The organism is Haliea sp. E1-2-M8, from assembly GCF_030649675.1.
GTDB lineage: Bacteria > Pseudomonadota > Gammaproteobacteria > Pseudomonadales > Halieaceae > Haliea.
Genome location: NZ_JAUTDR010000003.1, coordinates 105,236 through 119,790 on the forward strand (window position 1 = coordinate 105,236; position 14,555 = coordinate 119,790).

Consider the following 14,555-nt stretch of genomic DNA (forward strand, 5'->3'; position numbering starts at 1 on the left):
CCGATATGACGATAGATTTCCCTCTTATTCTGGTGGTGCTGGTGTTTGGCAGCGGTAGTATCTGGCTGTTCGATGCCCTGTTCATGGCCCCGCGCAGGCAACGGGCCCGGCAGGCCCTGCAGGACGAGTACCCCGAGTGGTCCCTTGAAGGCAGCAAAGATGCGGTGGCGTACGCTGCCAGGGCGCGCACCACGGCATCCGAGCCCACACTGGTGGAGTACTCGCGGTCGTTTTTCCCGGTGCTGTTCGTAGTCTTCGTGTTGCGCTCCTTCCTGGTGGAGCCGTTTCAGATTCCGTCATCCTCCATGGTCCCCACCCTGGAAGTCGGCGACTATATCCTCGTTAACAAGTTTACCTATGGGATTCGCTTGCCGGTGGTGCGGACCAAGGTCCTGCACATCAACGAGCCCAAGCGCGGCGACGTCATGGTGTTTTTCCCGCCGCATATGAACGATACCTATTACATCAAGCGCGTGATTGGATTGCCCGGAGACTCGGTCAGCTTCCGGGACAAACGCCTGTTCGTGAACGGTGACCCGGTGCCCACCGAGCCGCTGGCCGTGGTGCCGCAAGGGCAGGCGCAAATGGAGGTGAGGCTGGAGAGCCTGGGTGAGGAGCCATATCTGGTGCAGGACGACCTGATGCGCCCGAGCCGGGACTTTACCCTGATCGTCGAGCCGGGCCACTATTTCATGATGGGCGACAACCGGGATAACAGCAGTGACAGCAGGGTATGGGGCCAGGTACCGGAAAGGGATATAGTAGGCAAGGCGTTCGCAATCTGGATGCACTGGGATTCGCTGTTCAGTATCCCCAGCTTCAGTCGCGCGGGCGCCATCAATTGATTCCACAGACAGCGCGCGGGGTAAGCAGTATGAAATTGCGGCAACAGCAATCTGGCATGTCCCTCCCGGGAATGCTCGCCATTGCGATCATGGTGGGTTTTTTCGTAATGTGTGGCCTCAAGATGGGCCCCAGCTATTTCGAGTACTTCACCATACGCGATGTCGTGACCCGGGTCGCCGCCGAGCACGATCCCGACACTGATACCATCTCCGATATTCGGCGCAAGCTTGCCAATCTCTTCAACACCAACCAGATCTACGGGCTCAAGCCCAGTGAGGTCGAGGTGTTCCGCAAGGACGGCAAAACCTACATTGATGCCAGCTACGAGGCGCGAATTCCGTTGTTCGGCAGAATCGATGTGGTGATCCGGTTTGACGACCTGGAGAGGGAAGCTGGCGTCCGCCGAGCTCCCTGATGCCGCATGGATAAGCTTCGCCGCCTGCAGCAGTTGCTGGGCCATGAGTTCAGTGATCCCGACCTGCTGCAGCTGGCCCTGACGCACCGCAGTGCGTCCGGCAACAACAACGAACGGCTTGAGTTTCTCGGCGATTCCATTGTCAATCACGTGATAGCCGAGGCCCTGTACCGGCAGTTTCCCAAAGCCCGTGAGGGCGACCTCAGCCGCATGCGCGCCACCCTGGTCAAGGGCGACACGCTGGCGGAGATCGGGCGCGAACTGGGCCTTGGCGAGTTTCTCCGCCTGGGGCAGGGCGAGCGCAAGAGCGGCGGCCACCGCCGAGCCTCTATCCTGGCAGACGTCCTGGAGGCAATCGCCGGAGCGATCCTGCTCGACAGCGGAGTCGACAGTTGCCGGCTGTGCCTGCTGCGCTGGTTTCACGGCCGGCTCGCGGGGCTTGAGATGGGCGCTGCGGGCAAGGATGCCAAGACCAGGCTGCAGGAGCACCTGCAGGGCCGCGGCCGGCCCCTGCCGGCCTACGAATTGCTCGCCGTTGAAGGCGAAGACCACCAACAACTGTTCCGCATCCTGTGTCGTGTCGCGCAGCCCGAGCGGACATTCGAAGGTAGCGGTGGCAGCCGGCAGAAAGCGGAACAGGCCTCCGCCGAAGCGGCCCTGGAGGCATTTGCCAATGGCCAATGAGCCCAATCCCGCGCAGCGCTGCGGTTATGTTGCCATCGTCGGCCGACCCAACGTCGGCAAGTCGACCCTGCTGAACCATCTGCTGGGCCAGAAGATCAGCATTACCTCGCGCAAACCGCAGACTACGCGCCATCAGGTGCTCGGCATCAAGACCGAGGCCGACTGCCAGTTTATCTTTGTCGACACGCCCGGCCTGCATCGCGCCGAGCCGCGGGCGATAAACCGCTACATGAACCGGGCCGCCAGCAGCGCCATACGCGACGTCGACGTCATTGTCATGGTGGTGGATCGCACCGCCTGGACCGATGAAGACGATATGGTCCTGCAGCGTGTGGCCCAGGCCGGGGTGCCCACTCTGCTGGTGGTGAACAAGGTCGACCTGCTGGAAGACAAGACCGTCCTGCTGCCGCAGCTGCAGCAGCTGGCCGAGCGCGCGCCCTTTGCCACCATTATTCCGCTCTCGGCCCTGCGCGGCCAGAACCTGGACGCACTGGAAAAGGAAATTCGCCAGCACCTGCCGGAGTCCGGGCACTTTTTCCCCGAGGACCAGATCACCGACCGCAGCCAGCGCTTTATGGCGGCAGAGATCGTGCGCGAAAAGATCATGCGCCAGCTCGGCGACGAGCTGCCCTATGCGGTGACGGTGGAAATCGAGGAGTTCAGCCAGGAGGACGCCATACTCAACATTTCCGCCCTGATCCTGGTCGAGCGCGAGGGCCAGAAGCGAATCCTGATCGGGGAGGGGGGCAGCCGCCTGCGCTCCATCGGCACGGAAGCCCGCCGCGACATGGAAAAGCTGTTCGAGAGCAAGGTCATGCTGCGACTCTGGGTCAAGGTGAAGTCGGGCTGGTCTGACGACGAGCGGGCCCTGCGCAGCCTCGGTTACGACGATCGCTGAATGCCCGCGAGTTGCTGCCCATGCGCGTAAATCTCCAGCCCGCCTACCTGCTGCACAGTCGCCCCTATCGCGATACCAGCCTGCTGCTGGAAGTGTTCACTGCTGAGCACGGCCGCCTGAGCCTGGTGGGCAAGGGCGCCCGCCGGCGCAGTCGCGGCGGCACTCAGGCGGCCCTGTTGCAACCATTCCGGCCCCTGTTGCTCAGCTTCGCCGGGCGCGCGGAAATGAAGCAACTGGCAGCTGTGGAAGCGGCGGGCAGCGCCCCCCAGCTACATGCGGAGCGCCTGTTCACCGGTCTTTACCTCAATGAATTGCTGGTGCGTCTGCTGCAGCGTCAGGATCCCCAGCCGCAGCTCTTTGCCCTGTACGGCGACACACTCCTGCAGCTGGCCGCTGGCGGCGCGGGCGACGCCTGCTTGCGCCGGTTCGAGTTCAGCCTGCTGGAAGCGCTGGGCTACCATTTCGATCCGGCGGTGGATGGTTACAGCGGTGAACCGGTAGTGCCTGAAAGCTGGTATCAATACCAGTCCGACTTCGGGCTGGTGGCCTGTGCGCGGCATGCGGGGTCCCCCGCGGTTCTGTTTTCCGGGCGCGATCTGCTGGCGATTGCCGCCGGCCACTACGACGGCGAGCAGGCCAGCGCGGCCAAACGTCTGTTGCGCCAGGCTCTGGCCGGGCACCTCGGTGAGCGGCCGCTGGCCAGCCGGGAACTGTTTCGCCAATTTCGCGACCGGCCCCAGCAACAGTGATCGCCCTGGGTACGGATATTCTGGAAGTTGCCCGGGTCGAAGCCGTGGTGGTCCGGTTGGGAGACAAGTTCGTGCGGCGTATCCTGACCCAGGCGGAGCAGGGCGAGTATGCCGCCAGCCAGCAGCCAGTGCGGCTACTCGCCAAGCGCTTCGCCGCCAAGGAGGCGATCGCCAAGGCTCTGGGCACGGGAATCGGGCGCGGTGTCAGCTGGCAGGATATTGAGGTTCGCCACGATGCCGACGGGGCTCCCGTGGTGCATCTGTCCGGCGGTGCGGCAGAGGTCGTGAAACGTCGCGGCGGCACCGCGATCCTGTTGTCCCTGGCTGACGAGCAAGCCTATGTGGTCGCTTTTGCGGCCCTGAAGTGACCGGTGCATGCCTGCGCCGGTGAAAGTCGATATACTGCCCCGCCCGGCGGGTAACGGTGAACTATGTCCGAATATCCAACGATCGAAGCCTGCATTGGCAATACCCCCCTGGTGCGCCTGCAGCGTCTGCCAGGCGATACCTCCAACACGCTGCTTGCCAAGCTGGAGGGCAATAACCCCGCCGGCTCGGTGAAGGACCGGCCAGCGCTGAGCATGATTGCCGAGGCCGAGCTACGCGGCGACATCCGCCCGGGCGATACCCTGATCGAGGCCACCAGCGGCAACACCGGCATCGCCCTGGCCATGGTGGCCGCCATTCGCGGCTACCGCCTGATCCTGATCATGCCCGCGCATATGAGTGCCGAGCGCAAGCAGGCGATGTCCGCCTATGGTGCAGAACTGGTCGCGGTGACTCAGGCCGAGGGGATGGAGGGCGCCCGGGATCTGGCGCTACAGATGCAAAGCGAGGGCAAGGGCCGGGTGCTGGACCAGTTTGGCAACCCGGACAATCCATTGGCGCACTTTCGCGGTACAGGTCCTGAAATCTGGGACCAAACCAAAGGCAATATCACGCATTTTGTAGCTTCCATGGGTACCACCGGAACCATCATGGGGGTATCGGCGTACCTCAAGCAGCAAAATCCGGCTATCCAGATTGTCGGTTTGCAACCGGTGGAGGGTTCCAGTATCCCGGGTATCCGACGCTGGCCTCCCGCCTATCTGCCGGCGATTTTTGATGCCGCCCGCGTGGATCGGGTCATCGATATTTCCCAGGCCGAATCAGAGCACCACATGCGCCTCATGGCCCGGGAGGAGGGAATCTTCTGCGGGGTGTCCTCGGGCGGAGCGATTGCAGCCTCGCTGCAGCTGTCGGCGGAAGTCAGCAACGCGGTGATCGTCGCCATAGTCTGTGACCGTGGCGATCGCTATTTATCCACGGGCGTATTCGCCAACCCCTGAGCGGAGCCGGATAATGGTCCGAGTACGGGAACAATCGCATCTCACCGCTTCCGGCGAGATAGACTTCGAACGCTGGCTGCAACAGCTGCCGATCCTGCAGCGGCCGGACGATCGGGAGGTGTTGCTCAGTGCCTGCACGCTGGCCCGGGAGGCGCGCTCCATGCCGGGCCGCGATCTGCAGGACTGGGCCCGTGAATCCGACTGTTTTGCTACCGGGCTGGATATAGCCCAGATCCTGTCTGAGCTGCACGTGGGCACGGACTGTCTGGTTGCCGGCATTCTCTATCGTGCGGTGCGCGAGGAGCGCCTGACGCTGGACACGGTGGGAGACCACTTCGGGCCGGGCGTGCGCAGCCTTGTCGGCGGCGTGCTGCGTATGGCGGCGATCAGCGATCTCAAAACCCAGATAGACTCCCCGGTGCTGGGGCAGGCGCACGGCCAGACGGACAACATCCGCAAAATGCTGGTCGCTCTGGTGGACGACGTGCGGGTAGCGCTGATCAAGCTGGCGGAGCGTACCTGCGCGATTCGCGCGGCCAAAAATGATGAGGAGCGGCGCTGGCCCATTGCGCGCGAGGTGTTTGATGTCTACGCCCCGCTTGCCCACCGGCTCGGCATCGGCCACCTGAAATGGGAGCTGGAGGATCTCTCGTTTCGGTATATTTATAGCGACGCGTATCGCAAGATTGCGCGCTTGCTGGACGGCAAGCGTCTGGAGCGGGACCGTTTCATCGCGCGTGTAACCGAGGAGCTGACCCGGGTGCTGGAGCAGGCGGGGCTGCAGTTCAACATCAGCGGCCGGGCGAAACATATCTACAGTATCTGGCGCAAAATGCAGCGCAAGGGTATCGGCTTCTCCCAGGTTTACGATATCCGGGCCGTGCGCATTCTGGTGCCGGAGGCGAAGGACTGTTACGCGACTCTCGGTCTGGTGCACGGTTTGTGGCGCAACATTCCCAACGAGTTCGACGACTATATCGCCAATCCCAAGGAAAACGGCTACCGCTCCCTGCACACCGCGGTGATAGGTCCGGAGGGCAAGATTCTCGAGGTGCAGATCCGCACCAGCCAGATGCATGAGGAAGCCGAACTCGGGGTGTGCGCACACTGGCGCTATAAAGGGTCGGATTCTGGCGGTGGCATGGCCAGCAGTTATGAGGAAAAGATTGCCTGGTTGCGGCAGGTGCTGGACTGGCACGAAGAGACGGGTGACACCGGGGATGTGGCCGAACAGTTCAGCTTCCACCTGGCACAGGACCGGGTCTACGTGTTCACTCCCAACGGGGATGTGGTGAATCTTGCCCAGGGTGCCACGCCGCTCGACTTTGCCTACCATGTCCATACGGAAGTGGGCCACCGCTGTCGCGGCGCCAAGGTGAACGGCGCGATCGTTCCCCTCACCTACAGCCTCAAGACCGGTGAGCGAGTGGAAATCCTGACCAGCAAGCAGGGCAGCCCGAAGCGCGACTGGCTGCAGTCCGGGCTCGGCTTCCTGCGGACTTCGCGCGCCCGGGCCAAAGTGCAGCACTGGTTCAAGGCCCAGGCCCGCGAAGACAATATCGATGCCGGCCGACACCTGCTGGAACGGGACTTCCGCCGTCTCGCCCTGACCAGCGTCGACTATCGGCGGGTGGCTGCCAAGGTGAATATGGCCACGGTGGAAGACATGTACGCGGCGGTGGGTGCGGGTGACCTGAGTTCTGCCACGGTACTCAACGCGGCCCAGTCCCTGGTGGAGAAGCGCCCCGAGCCGCAGCTACAGGTAGCCAAACCCGGCAGCGGCCCGCTTTCCCGCAGCCAGATCAAGGTGCAGGGGGTGGGTAATCTGCTGACCCACATGGCCGGCTGCTGCAAGCCGTTGCCAGGTGATGAGATTGTCGGGTTCATCACCCAGATCCGCGGCGTCAGCATCCACCGCAGCGACTGCGGGCGTCTGCTCAAACTCCAGGAAACATCGCCGGAGCGAGTAATCGAGGTCGCCTGGGGTGAATCGCCGCGGGAAAACTACGAGGTGGATGTCGCCATTGAAGCCTATGACCGCCAGGGCCTGCTGCGCGATATCACCGGACTGTTCGCCAATGCGCGGATCAATGTGCTGTCCATCAATACGCAGACCAACAAGAAAAGACACACAGCCACCATGCGCCTTACAGTCGAGGTGCCTGATTTGGGCGCCCTGTCAAAACTGCTGGAACGAATCGATCGCCTGAGCAACGTGATTTCCGTTGCCCGGGTGTCCAAATAGGAGCCATGACGTGACTACCGGGCAATACACGGTAAACGATCTGTTGCGCGTGATGCAGCGCTTGCGCAACCCCGAGGATGGCTGTCCCTGGGATCTGAAGCAGGATTTTCGCAGTATCGTGCCCTCCACTCTGGAGGAGTGCTATGAACTGGCGGAGGCGATAGAGCACGGGGACTACCCCCATGTTGCCGAGGAACTGGGCGACGTGCTTTTTCAGGTGGTGTTCTATGCTCGCCTCGGCGAAGAGCAGGGCCTGTTTTCTTTTCCGGACATCGTTCACACCCTGGTGGACAAGCTGCTGCGGCGCCATCCGCATGTGTTTGCGGACGGTGAGATCGAGGGCGTTGTGGCCGCCACGCTGGATGTGGCGGAGGTGAAGCGGTCCTGGGAGGCGATCAAGCGCGACGAGCGCGCGGCGCGGGCTCAGGGCGGCGTGCTGGATGACGTGCCGGTGGCGCTGCCGGCATTGCCGCGAGCACAGAAACTGCAAAAGCGCGCGGCTCTGGTTGGTTTTGACTGGCCAGACGCCGCGGCGGTGCTCGACAAGCTGGATGAAGAGCAACGTGAACTGCAGGAGGCGATGGCAGCCGGTTCGGAGGCTGCCATCGCCGATGAGATGGGCGACCTGCTGTTTACCTGCGTCAATCTCGCGCGCCAGTTGGGGCTGGATGCGGAAGCCGTGCTGAGACAGGCGTCCGCCAAGTTCGAGCAACGGTTTCGAGCCATGGAAAAATCCGCCGCCGCGGGCTCAGCGGATCTGCGTGCGCTCACCGATACGGAACTTGATGCCCTGTGGCGGGCCGCGAAAGTGGCGCGCTGATACCTGCTCGTCGTAGCTCCGGGCGGGGCTTGTGCAATGTCCTGCCCCTGTGTATGGTTAGCTCCCCCCGACAATCCGGCAGCGCAAACTACCTGCAAATACGCTTGCGATAGCCGCTCTACAGACATTGAGGATCCACCTGAATGCGATTGATACTCCTTGGCGCTCCCGGCGCAGGCAAAGGCACACAGGCCCAGTTCATCATCGAGAAATTCGGTATTCCGCAGATCTCTACCGGCGATATGTTGCGTGCGGCGGTGAAGGCGAAAACTGAAATGGGCCTCGCCGCAAAGGAAGTCATGGATGCCGGTGGCCTCGTTTCCGACGACATCATCATTGGTCTGGTCAAGGAGCGCATCAAGCAGCCCGATTGCGCTGGCGGATTTTTGTTTGACGGTTTTCCGCGCACCATTCCGCAGGCTGAATCCATGGTTGCCGCTGGCGTCGATATTGATCACGTGGTGGAAATTGCCGTGGACGATGAAGAAATTGTCGAACGCCTGAGTGGTCGTCGCATTCACCCTGCCTCCGGACGTGTTTACCACGTGCTGCACAATCCACCCCAGCGGGAGGGCCTTGATGACGAAACAGGCGAGGCGTTGGTGCAGCGCGATGATGACCAGGAAGATACTGTTCGCAAGCGTCTTGATGTTTATCAACAGCAAACACGCCCTCTGGTAAATTTTTATCGCTCCATGTCTGGGCCCCGTGCGCCTGCCTGTCATCGCATTGAGGGTGTTGGCACTGTTGAAGACATTCGTAGAAAAGTATTCGCCGCACTCGGTGTATAGACTGTAAATCAAGGGGTTTTTATCCCCCCGGGGCGAATGGACTCGCCCGCTGTCCCCGCATATTTCCAACTTTTCCGCAGCGCAATTTTTTCCGCCGCGCGCGACTTTCGTCAACGTTGTGAAAACGCTGTTGTAAGCCTTTGAGAATATTGCTATTTTCCTCCCGGTGGTTTTAGAAAATAACATTTGGAGAGTGAAATTATGGCAACAGCCAAGAGCAAGGCGAAAACAAAAACAGCTGCGCGCAAGTCGCCAGCAAAAAAGGCGCCGCGCAAGCAGCCTGCGTCCAGCGCAGCCAGGAAGGTTCCGGTAGTGTCATCGGCGGAGAAAAAGTCGCGCGAAACACTTGCCAAGTTGCAGGCGACAGTCGAATCCGAGAAAAAAGCATTGGCCGACGCTCGGGCGCGGTTGAAAGCTGCTCGGGCAAAGGCGGACGAACGTGGCAAAAAAGCGGCTACCAATGCAGTGGCGCGTTCCAAAGCCCGTCTGGAAACAGCGCAGGGCAAGCTCAGGGAAACGCGTCAGCGAGTGAAGGAAATAGTTGCCGATGCGAAGCTGGTAGCCAAACAGATGGCGGCCCAGGAGCGGGTTCTGGAGAAGAAAGCGGAACTGGCGGCCAAGGCTGAAATCGACAAGTCCAGAGCGCTGGCGAAGCACGCCAAGAAATGGACCGCGCAGCGCGCCAAATCCGATGCTGCCAAGATAAACGCGTTGGAGAAGAAAGTACTCGCGCAGCTGCGAGCGGCGGAAAAGAAAGCTGAGGCCGCTGCCAAGGGGGCGCTGAAGAAAGCGCGCGCCGGCCGCAAGTCGCTGGCGAAAACTGCAGAATCCCTCGCCGACTCGGTCGCACCTGCTGCATCCAAAGCCAGGACAAAGGCCAAGAAGGCGGCACCCAAGAAAAAAGCGGCACCGAAGAAGAAGGCTGCAGCAAAGAAAAAGGCTGCACCTAAAAAGGCCGCACCTAAAAAGGCAAAGGCCGCGCCCAGAAAAGCGAAGGCTGCTCCCAAAAAAGCAAAAGCTGCGCCACGGCAGGTTAACGCCACCGCCGCCAGCGGCTGACTGCTTGCAGGAACCGAGGAACCCGCGCCGGGAAACTGGCGCGGGTTTTTTTATTGGCGGAGGTCAGGTCCGGGCCTGCATCTGGTTGTGATTGTCGAAGGCGTCACCGGCAGCCGCGAAATCCACGCTGATACAGCGCAGTTGTGCCTGCCAGCCGCGCACGGAGCGGCCGCCGCTGGCCAGATAGGCCGGCAGGCTGCCCAGGCAGCGCCGCCGCAGCAGCATGTGCAGGTAGTGGTGCTGCCCGCCGGCGGTGGCGTAAGCCAGATCACATGACTCCGGCTGCTTGGTCAGCGCCTGGTACAGGCGAGCGGCGAGGTCGAGCGGCAGGCGCGGAGTGTCACAGGGAACCACCAGCAGGAACTCCCGGGTCGGATCCGTTGGGAACGCCTCCAACCCCGCCAGTGGACCCTGGAATCCGGATTGGCGGTCCGCGAATACCGAATCGCCAAAGCCTGCGTAAACATCCAGGTTGCGATTGCAGCTGATCTGCAGGTGGCTGGTCTGGGGTCGCAGGCGTTCACTGACCCAGGCCACCAACGGTCTGCCTTCCCAGTCCAGCAGACCCTTGTCCCGTCCACCGGCACGGCGACCGGCACCACCCGCGAGGATCAGGCCGTCAAAATGTGCAGGAGTTTGCGCGCGACCCACCTGTTTTGTCCTCTGTTGCAGTTCTTGCCAGCGGCGGCCTGTGGGATAATCATGTTATGACAAGCATCCTTGCAGTTGATACCTCGACAGAAGCCTGCTCAGTGGCACTTTACCGCGACGGTGAAGTGACTGCACTGCAGGAAATCGCGCCGCGCCGGCACAACCAGTTGTTGCTGGCCATGCTGCGCGAGCTTATGCCCGCGGGGCCGGATGCTCTGGATGCGGTCGCTTATGGCAGCGGCCCGGGCTCGTTCACCGGGTTGCGTATCGCCGCCAGCGCGGTGCAGGGCTTGTGTTTCGCCACCGGCCTGCCGGCATTGCCTGTCTCCACCTTGTGCTGCCAGGTATATGGTGCCATACGTTTGGGGCAGGCGGGGGAGGGCGATTATGTACTCAGTACCGTGGACGCTCACATCGGGGAGCTGTACTGGGCGCTATACCGTATAGACAAGGGCCGCGCCGTGGAGATCGCTGCGGCGCAGGCGGTCAAGCCGGGGTTGCTGGCTCCGTCCGGCAGTGATGCGCTGATCGCGATCGGCGGCGGGCTCAAGTATCGGGATGCCATGCCCCCCGCCGTCACGGCTCGCTTCAATGCCGCACATCCTGACTTGCTGCCTGACGCGCTGGACGTGCTGCCTGAGGCGCTCAGGGCCCTGCAAGAGCGTCGTGTGCAGAGTGCGGAGCAGGTGTGCCCGGTATACGTGCGCGACGAGATAAGCTGGAAAAAGCTGGACCAACAGGGGCCGCAGGCGTGATGGAATGGCTGCAGGCGCTAGTCCTGGCCCTGTTGCAGGGCGTCACCGAATTTCTGCCGATCTCCAGTTCGGCACATTTGGTCCTGCCGGCACTGCTGTTGGGTTGGGAGGACCAGGGTCTCGCCTTCGATGTCGCGGTACACGTGGGAACCTTGCTGGCGGTGGTGCTGTACTATCGTCGTGAACTGCTGCAAATGAGCATGAGCTGCGCCGGCCTCCTGCGAGGGCAGCCGGTGAATGAAGATGTCCGACTGGTACTGTACCTGGCTCTGGCCACCGTGCCGGTCGTTGTAGTTGGATTTCTCGCCGATGAATTTATCGAGACCCGGCTGCGCAATCTGCCGGTGATCGCGACCACCACGCTGCTGTTCGGGCTGCTGCTGGGGCTGGCGGATCGGCGCGCGCGCAGCGGGGCGCCGGCGCGACCGCTGGCCGCCGGGGTGGCCCTGCTGATTGGCCTGGCGCAGGCGCTGGCGCCCGTGCCCGGTGTATCCCGTTCCGGCATCACCATTAGCGCCGGCCTGTTGCTGGGTCTGGACCGCGCCACGGCGGCGCGCTTCGCTTTCCTGCTGTCGATTCCGGTGATCGCCGGAGCGGGGCTGCTAAAAGGCCTGCAGCTCGCACAGCAAAGCGCACCCGTGGACTGGCTGGTGCTGGGCGTGTCAGCACTGGTGGCCGCAGTCACGGCCTACGCCTGTATCAGCCTGTTCCTGCGCCTGCTTGAGCGCCTGGGCCTGATGCCGTTTGTGTATTACCGTATCGCGCTCGCTGGTCTGCTCTACGCGCTCTGGCTGTTTTGACGCCGTAGCGCGGTTACCCGTTGTTTTCCCGGATCGAGGTTTGTTCGCCCATGACACCGCAACAGTTCAATACTGATCTCCTGGCATTTCTCACGGCAGCGACCACGCCGTTTCACGCCGTGGTCGCGCTGGTGGGGAGGCTGGAGGCTGCTGGTTTCGCCCGCTTGCCGCCGGAGGGGGACTGGAACCTGCAACCGGGGCAGCGCTGCTACCTGACTCGCAACGACAGCTCCCTGCTGGCGTTTACGGTGGGCTCGGAGTCCGCTCCCGAGACTGGCATGCGCATGGTCGGCGCCCACACGGACAGCCCCTGCCTGATGGTCAAGCCCTCTCCAGAGAAGCAGCGCTCGGGCTATTTCCAGCTGGGAGTGGAGGTGTATGGCGGCGTCTTGCTGAATCCCTGGTTTGACCGCGACCTGTCGCTGGCGGGCCGGGTCAGCTTCGCCGCTGGGGCCAGCAGGCTGCACACCGCGCTGGTGGACTTCCGCCGCCCGCTGGCAGTCATCCCCAGCCTGGCCATTCACCTGGACCGGGAGGCCAACCAGTCCCGCAGCGTCAACCCGCAGACTGATATCCTGCCGATCCTGGCGCTGCAGGCTGACAGTGCGGTGCCCGACTTCCGCAGCCTGTTGCGCCAGCGCCTGCTGGAAGAGCACCCGGACTGCGCTGCCGAGCGGGTGCTGGACTATGAGCTGTGCTTTTACGACAGCCAGCCAGCCGCCCTGGTGGGGCTACGGCAGGAGTTTATCGCCTCGGCCCGGCTGGACAATCTGCTGAGCTGCTTTACCGGGCTGCAGGCCTTGCTGCAGGCCGATGGCAGGCAAAGCTGCATGCTGGTCTGCAATGACCACGAGGAGGTGGGCAGCCAGTCCACCTCCGGCGCCCAGGGCCCGCTGCTGCTGTCGACCCTGCGCCGCATTGCCGGTACCGAGGAGCGCCTGGGCCAGCTGGTGCAGAACTCAATGATGATTTCTGCCGACAATGCCCACGGTATCCATCCGAACTATGCCGACAAGCACGATGACAATCACGGTCCCCGGCTCAATGCGGGCCCGGTCATCAAGGTCAACGCCAACCAGCGCTATGCCACCAACGCGGAAACTGCCGGCCTCTACCGCCTGCTGGCGGCACAGGAGGAGGTGCCGGTACAGACCTTTGTGGTCCGTAGCGACATGGGTTGCGGCAGTACTATCGGTCCGATTACCGCCGGCGGCACCGGTATCCGCACTCTGGACATCGGCGTGCCGACTTTTGCCATGCACTCCATTCGCGAACTCGCCGGCAGCGAGGATGCCTGCAACCTGGGCCGGGTGCTGCGCCGGTTCTACAACCATCCGGGCTCTCTGACGCCCGCCTGAAATAGCCAGCCGCCCCTTGAGGCGCTAGAATCTCGGGCTTTTACCCGAGCGGGACACTCATGAGCAAACAACGCGTTCTCACCGGCATTACCACCACCGGCACGCCTCACCTCGGCAACTACGTGGGTGCAATACGTCCCGCGATTGCCGCTTCCACCGATTCCGGCACCGAGTCGTTCCTGTTCCTGGCGGACTACCACGCCTTGATCAAATGCCAGGACCCCACCGTTGTGCGCCAATCCAGCAAGGAGATCGCCGCCACCTGGCTGGCGCTGGGGCTCGATACCGAGCGCGCGGTGTTCTACCGCCAGTCGGATATCCCGGAAATCACCGAGCTGACCTGGATCCTTTGCTGCAACGCCGCCAAGGGCCTGATGAACCGCGCCCACGCCTACAAGGCGGCGGTACAGGCCAACGAAGAGGCGGGGGAGGACCCCGACTTCGGCGTGACCATGGGGCTGTTCAGCTATCCGGTGCTGATGGCCGCAGACATCCTCATGTTCGGCGCCCACAAAGTGCCCGTGGGCCGCGACCAGATCCAGCATGTGGAAATGGCCCGCGACATCGCCCAGCGCTTCAACCACAACTTCGCCCCGCTGTTCACCCTGCCCGAGGCGGTAGTGGAAGATCACGTCGCGGTGCTGCAGGGCCTGGACGGGCGCAAGATGAGCAAGAGCTACAACAACACCGTCCCCCTGTTCCTGCCGGAGAAGCAGCTGCGCAAGGCCATCAACAAGATCAAGACCAATCTGCTGGAACCCGGCGAACCCAAGGATGCAGACGATTCCACTGTATTCCAGATCTGGTCGGCCTTCGCTTCAGCAGAAGAAACCGCGCGCATGCGCCGCGAGTTCGAGCAGGGCATCGCCTGGGGCGAAGCCAAGAAAGAGCTGTTCGAGCTGGTCAACGATACTCTCGCAGCTGCCCGCGAGCGCTACCTCCAGCTGATGGACGACCCCACACACATCGAGCAAGTCCTCCAGCGCGGCGCCGAGCGCGCACGCTCTTTCAGCACGCCGTTACTCGCTCAAGTCAGAGACGCCGTGGGTATCGCGCCGATGCGGTGAGGGTACGCTGGTTGCTGGTCGCGCTACGGCACGTAATTCTTCGCGCCTCCCGGAGAATTACGTGCCATGTCCGCCAGAGGTCTCGGGGG

General features: G+C 62.6%; 16 protein-coding genes. 15 read left to right on the forward strand and 1 reads right to left on the reverse strand.

Features of this window, described 5'->3' with window-relative positions; genetic code table 11:
- Positions 1–5: 5 nt before the first annotated feature.
- From lepB to Q6D67_RS03600, 11 genes are all read left to right on the forward strand, one after another.
- Positions 6–845: a signal peptidase I gene (gene lepB, locus Q6D67_RS03550; RefSeq protein ID WP_304704195.1), complete on the forward strand. Its 840-nt coding sequence runs from the start codon at positions 6–8 to the stop codon at positions 843–845.
- A gap of 56 nt (positions 846–901) precedes the next feature.
- Positions 902–1,261, forward strand: coding sequence for a DUF4845 domain-containing protein (locus tag Q6D67_RS03555; protein WP_304704196.1), 360 nt, complete (start codon positions 902–904; stop codon positions 1,259–1,261).
- A gap of 6 nt (positions 1,262–1,267) precedes the next feature.
- Positions 1,268–1,945, forward strand: a complete 678-nt coding sequence (rnc, locus tag Q6D67_RS03560) for a ribonuclease III (protein WP_304704197.1) — start codon at positions 1,268–1,270, stop codon at positions 1,943–1,945.
- A complete protein-coding gene (era, locus tag Q6D67_RS03565) occupies positions 1,935–2,843 on the forward strand; it encodes a GTPase Era (protein ID WP_304704198.1) in 909 nt (302 codons plus the stop codon). The genes rnc and era overlap by 11 nt, the downstream gene beginning before the upstream one ends.
- 20 nt (positions 2,844–2,863) lie before the next feature.
- Positions 2,864–3,592, forward strand: coding sequence for a DNA repair protein RecO (gene recO, locus Q6D67_RS03570; RefSeq protein WP_304704199.1), 729 nt, complete (start codon positions 2,864–2,866; stop codon positions 3,590–3,592).
- Positions 3,589–3,960 (forward strand): holo-ACP synthase, encoded by a 372-nt coding sequence (gene acpS, locus Q6D67_RS03575; protein ID WP_304704200.1) that lies wholly within the window; start codon positions 3,589–3,591, stop codon positions 3,958–3,960. Before recO ends, acpS begins: the two co-directional genes overlap by 4 nt.
- 63 nt (positions 3,961–4,023) lie before the next feature.
- Complete coding sequence (cysM, locus tag Q6D67_RS03580) at positions 4,024–4,920, forward strand: cysteine synthase CysM (protein WP_304704201.1); 897 nt, start codon at positions 4,024–4,026, stop codon at positions 4,918–4,920.
- Between the two features lie 13 nt (positions 4,921–4,933).
- Entirely contained in the window at positions 4,934–7,165 is a 2,232-nt protein-coding gene (gene relA / locus Q6D67_RS03585; RefSeq protein WP_304704202.1) for a GTP diphosphokinase, read from the forward strand.
- A gap of 10 nt (positions 7,166–7,175) precedes the next feature.
- Positions 7,176–7,985: a nucleoside triphosphate pyrophosphohydrolase gene (gene mazG / locus Q6D67_RS03590; RefSeq protein WP_304704203.1), complete on the forward strand. Its 810-nt coding sequence runs from the start codon at positions 7,176–7,178 to the stop codon at positions 7,983–7,985.
- A 143-nt stretch (positions 7,986–8,128) separates the two neighbouring features.
- Positions 8,129–8,776: an adenylate kinase gene (gene adk / locus Q6D67_RS03595; protein ID WP_304704204.1), complete on the forward strand. Its 648-nt coding sequence runs from the start codon at positions 8,129–8,131 to the stop codon at positions 8,774–8,776.
- A 201-nt stretch (positions 8,777–8,977) separates the two neighbouring features.
- Positions 8,978–9,835 (forward strand): hypothetical protein, encoded by an 858-nt coding sequence (locus Q6D67_RS03600; RefSeq protein ID WP_304704205.1) that lies wholly within the window; start codon positions 8,978–8,980, stop codon positions 9,833–9,835.
- A 63-nt stretch (positions 9,836–9,898) separates the two neighbouring features.
- Here Q6D67_RS03600 and mobA read toward each other — a convergent pair whose 3' ends face one another.
- Positions 9,899–10,486, reverse strand: a complete 588-nt coding sequence (gene mobA, locus Q6D67_RS03605) for a molybdenum cofactor guanylyltransferase MobA (RefSeq protein ID WP_304704206.1) — start codon at positions 10,484–10,486, stop codon at positions 9,899–9,901.
- Between the two features lie 56 nt (positions 10,487–10,542).
- On the opposite strand from mobA, the gene tsaB reads away from it, so the two are divergent.
- Genes tsaB through Q6D67_RS03625 form a run of 4 tightly spaced genes read left to right on the forward strand, consistent with a single transcriptional unit; the run spans position 10,543 to position 14,466 of the window.
- A complete protein-coding gene (gene tsaB / locus Q6D67_RS03610) occupies positions 10,543–11,241 on the forward strand; it encodes a tRNA (adenosine(37)-N6)-threonylcarbamoyltransferase complex dimerization subunit type 1 TsaB (RefSeq protein WP_304704207.1) in 699 nt (232 codons plus the stop codon).
- Positions 11,241–12,041 carry an undecaprenyl-diphosphate phosphatase gene (locus tag Q6D67_RS03615; RefSeq protein ID WP_304704325.1) on the forward strand — a complete coding sequence of 267 codons (801 nt, stop codon included), beginning with the start codon at positions 11,241–11,243 and terminating at the stop codon, positions 12,039–12,041. Before tsaB ends, Q6D67_RS03615 begins: the two co-directional genes overlap by 1 nt.
- Before the next feature lie 50 nt (positions 12,042–12,091).
- Positions 12,092–13,399 (forward strand): M18 family aminopeptidase, encoded by a 1,308-nt coding sequence (locus Q6D67_RS03620; protein ID WP_304704208.1) that lies wholly within the window; start codon positions 12,092–12,094, stop codon positions 13,397–13,399.
- Positions 13,400–13,458: 59 nt separating this feature from the next.
- A complete protein-coding gene (locus Q6D67_RS03625; protein ID WP_304704209.1) occupies positions 13,459–14,466 on the forward strand; it encodes a tryptophan--tRNA ligase in 1,008 nt (335 codons plus the stop codon).
- Positions 14,467–14,555 lie beyond the last annotated feature (89 nt).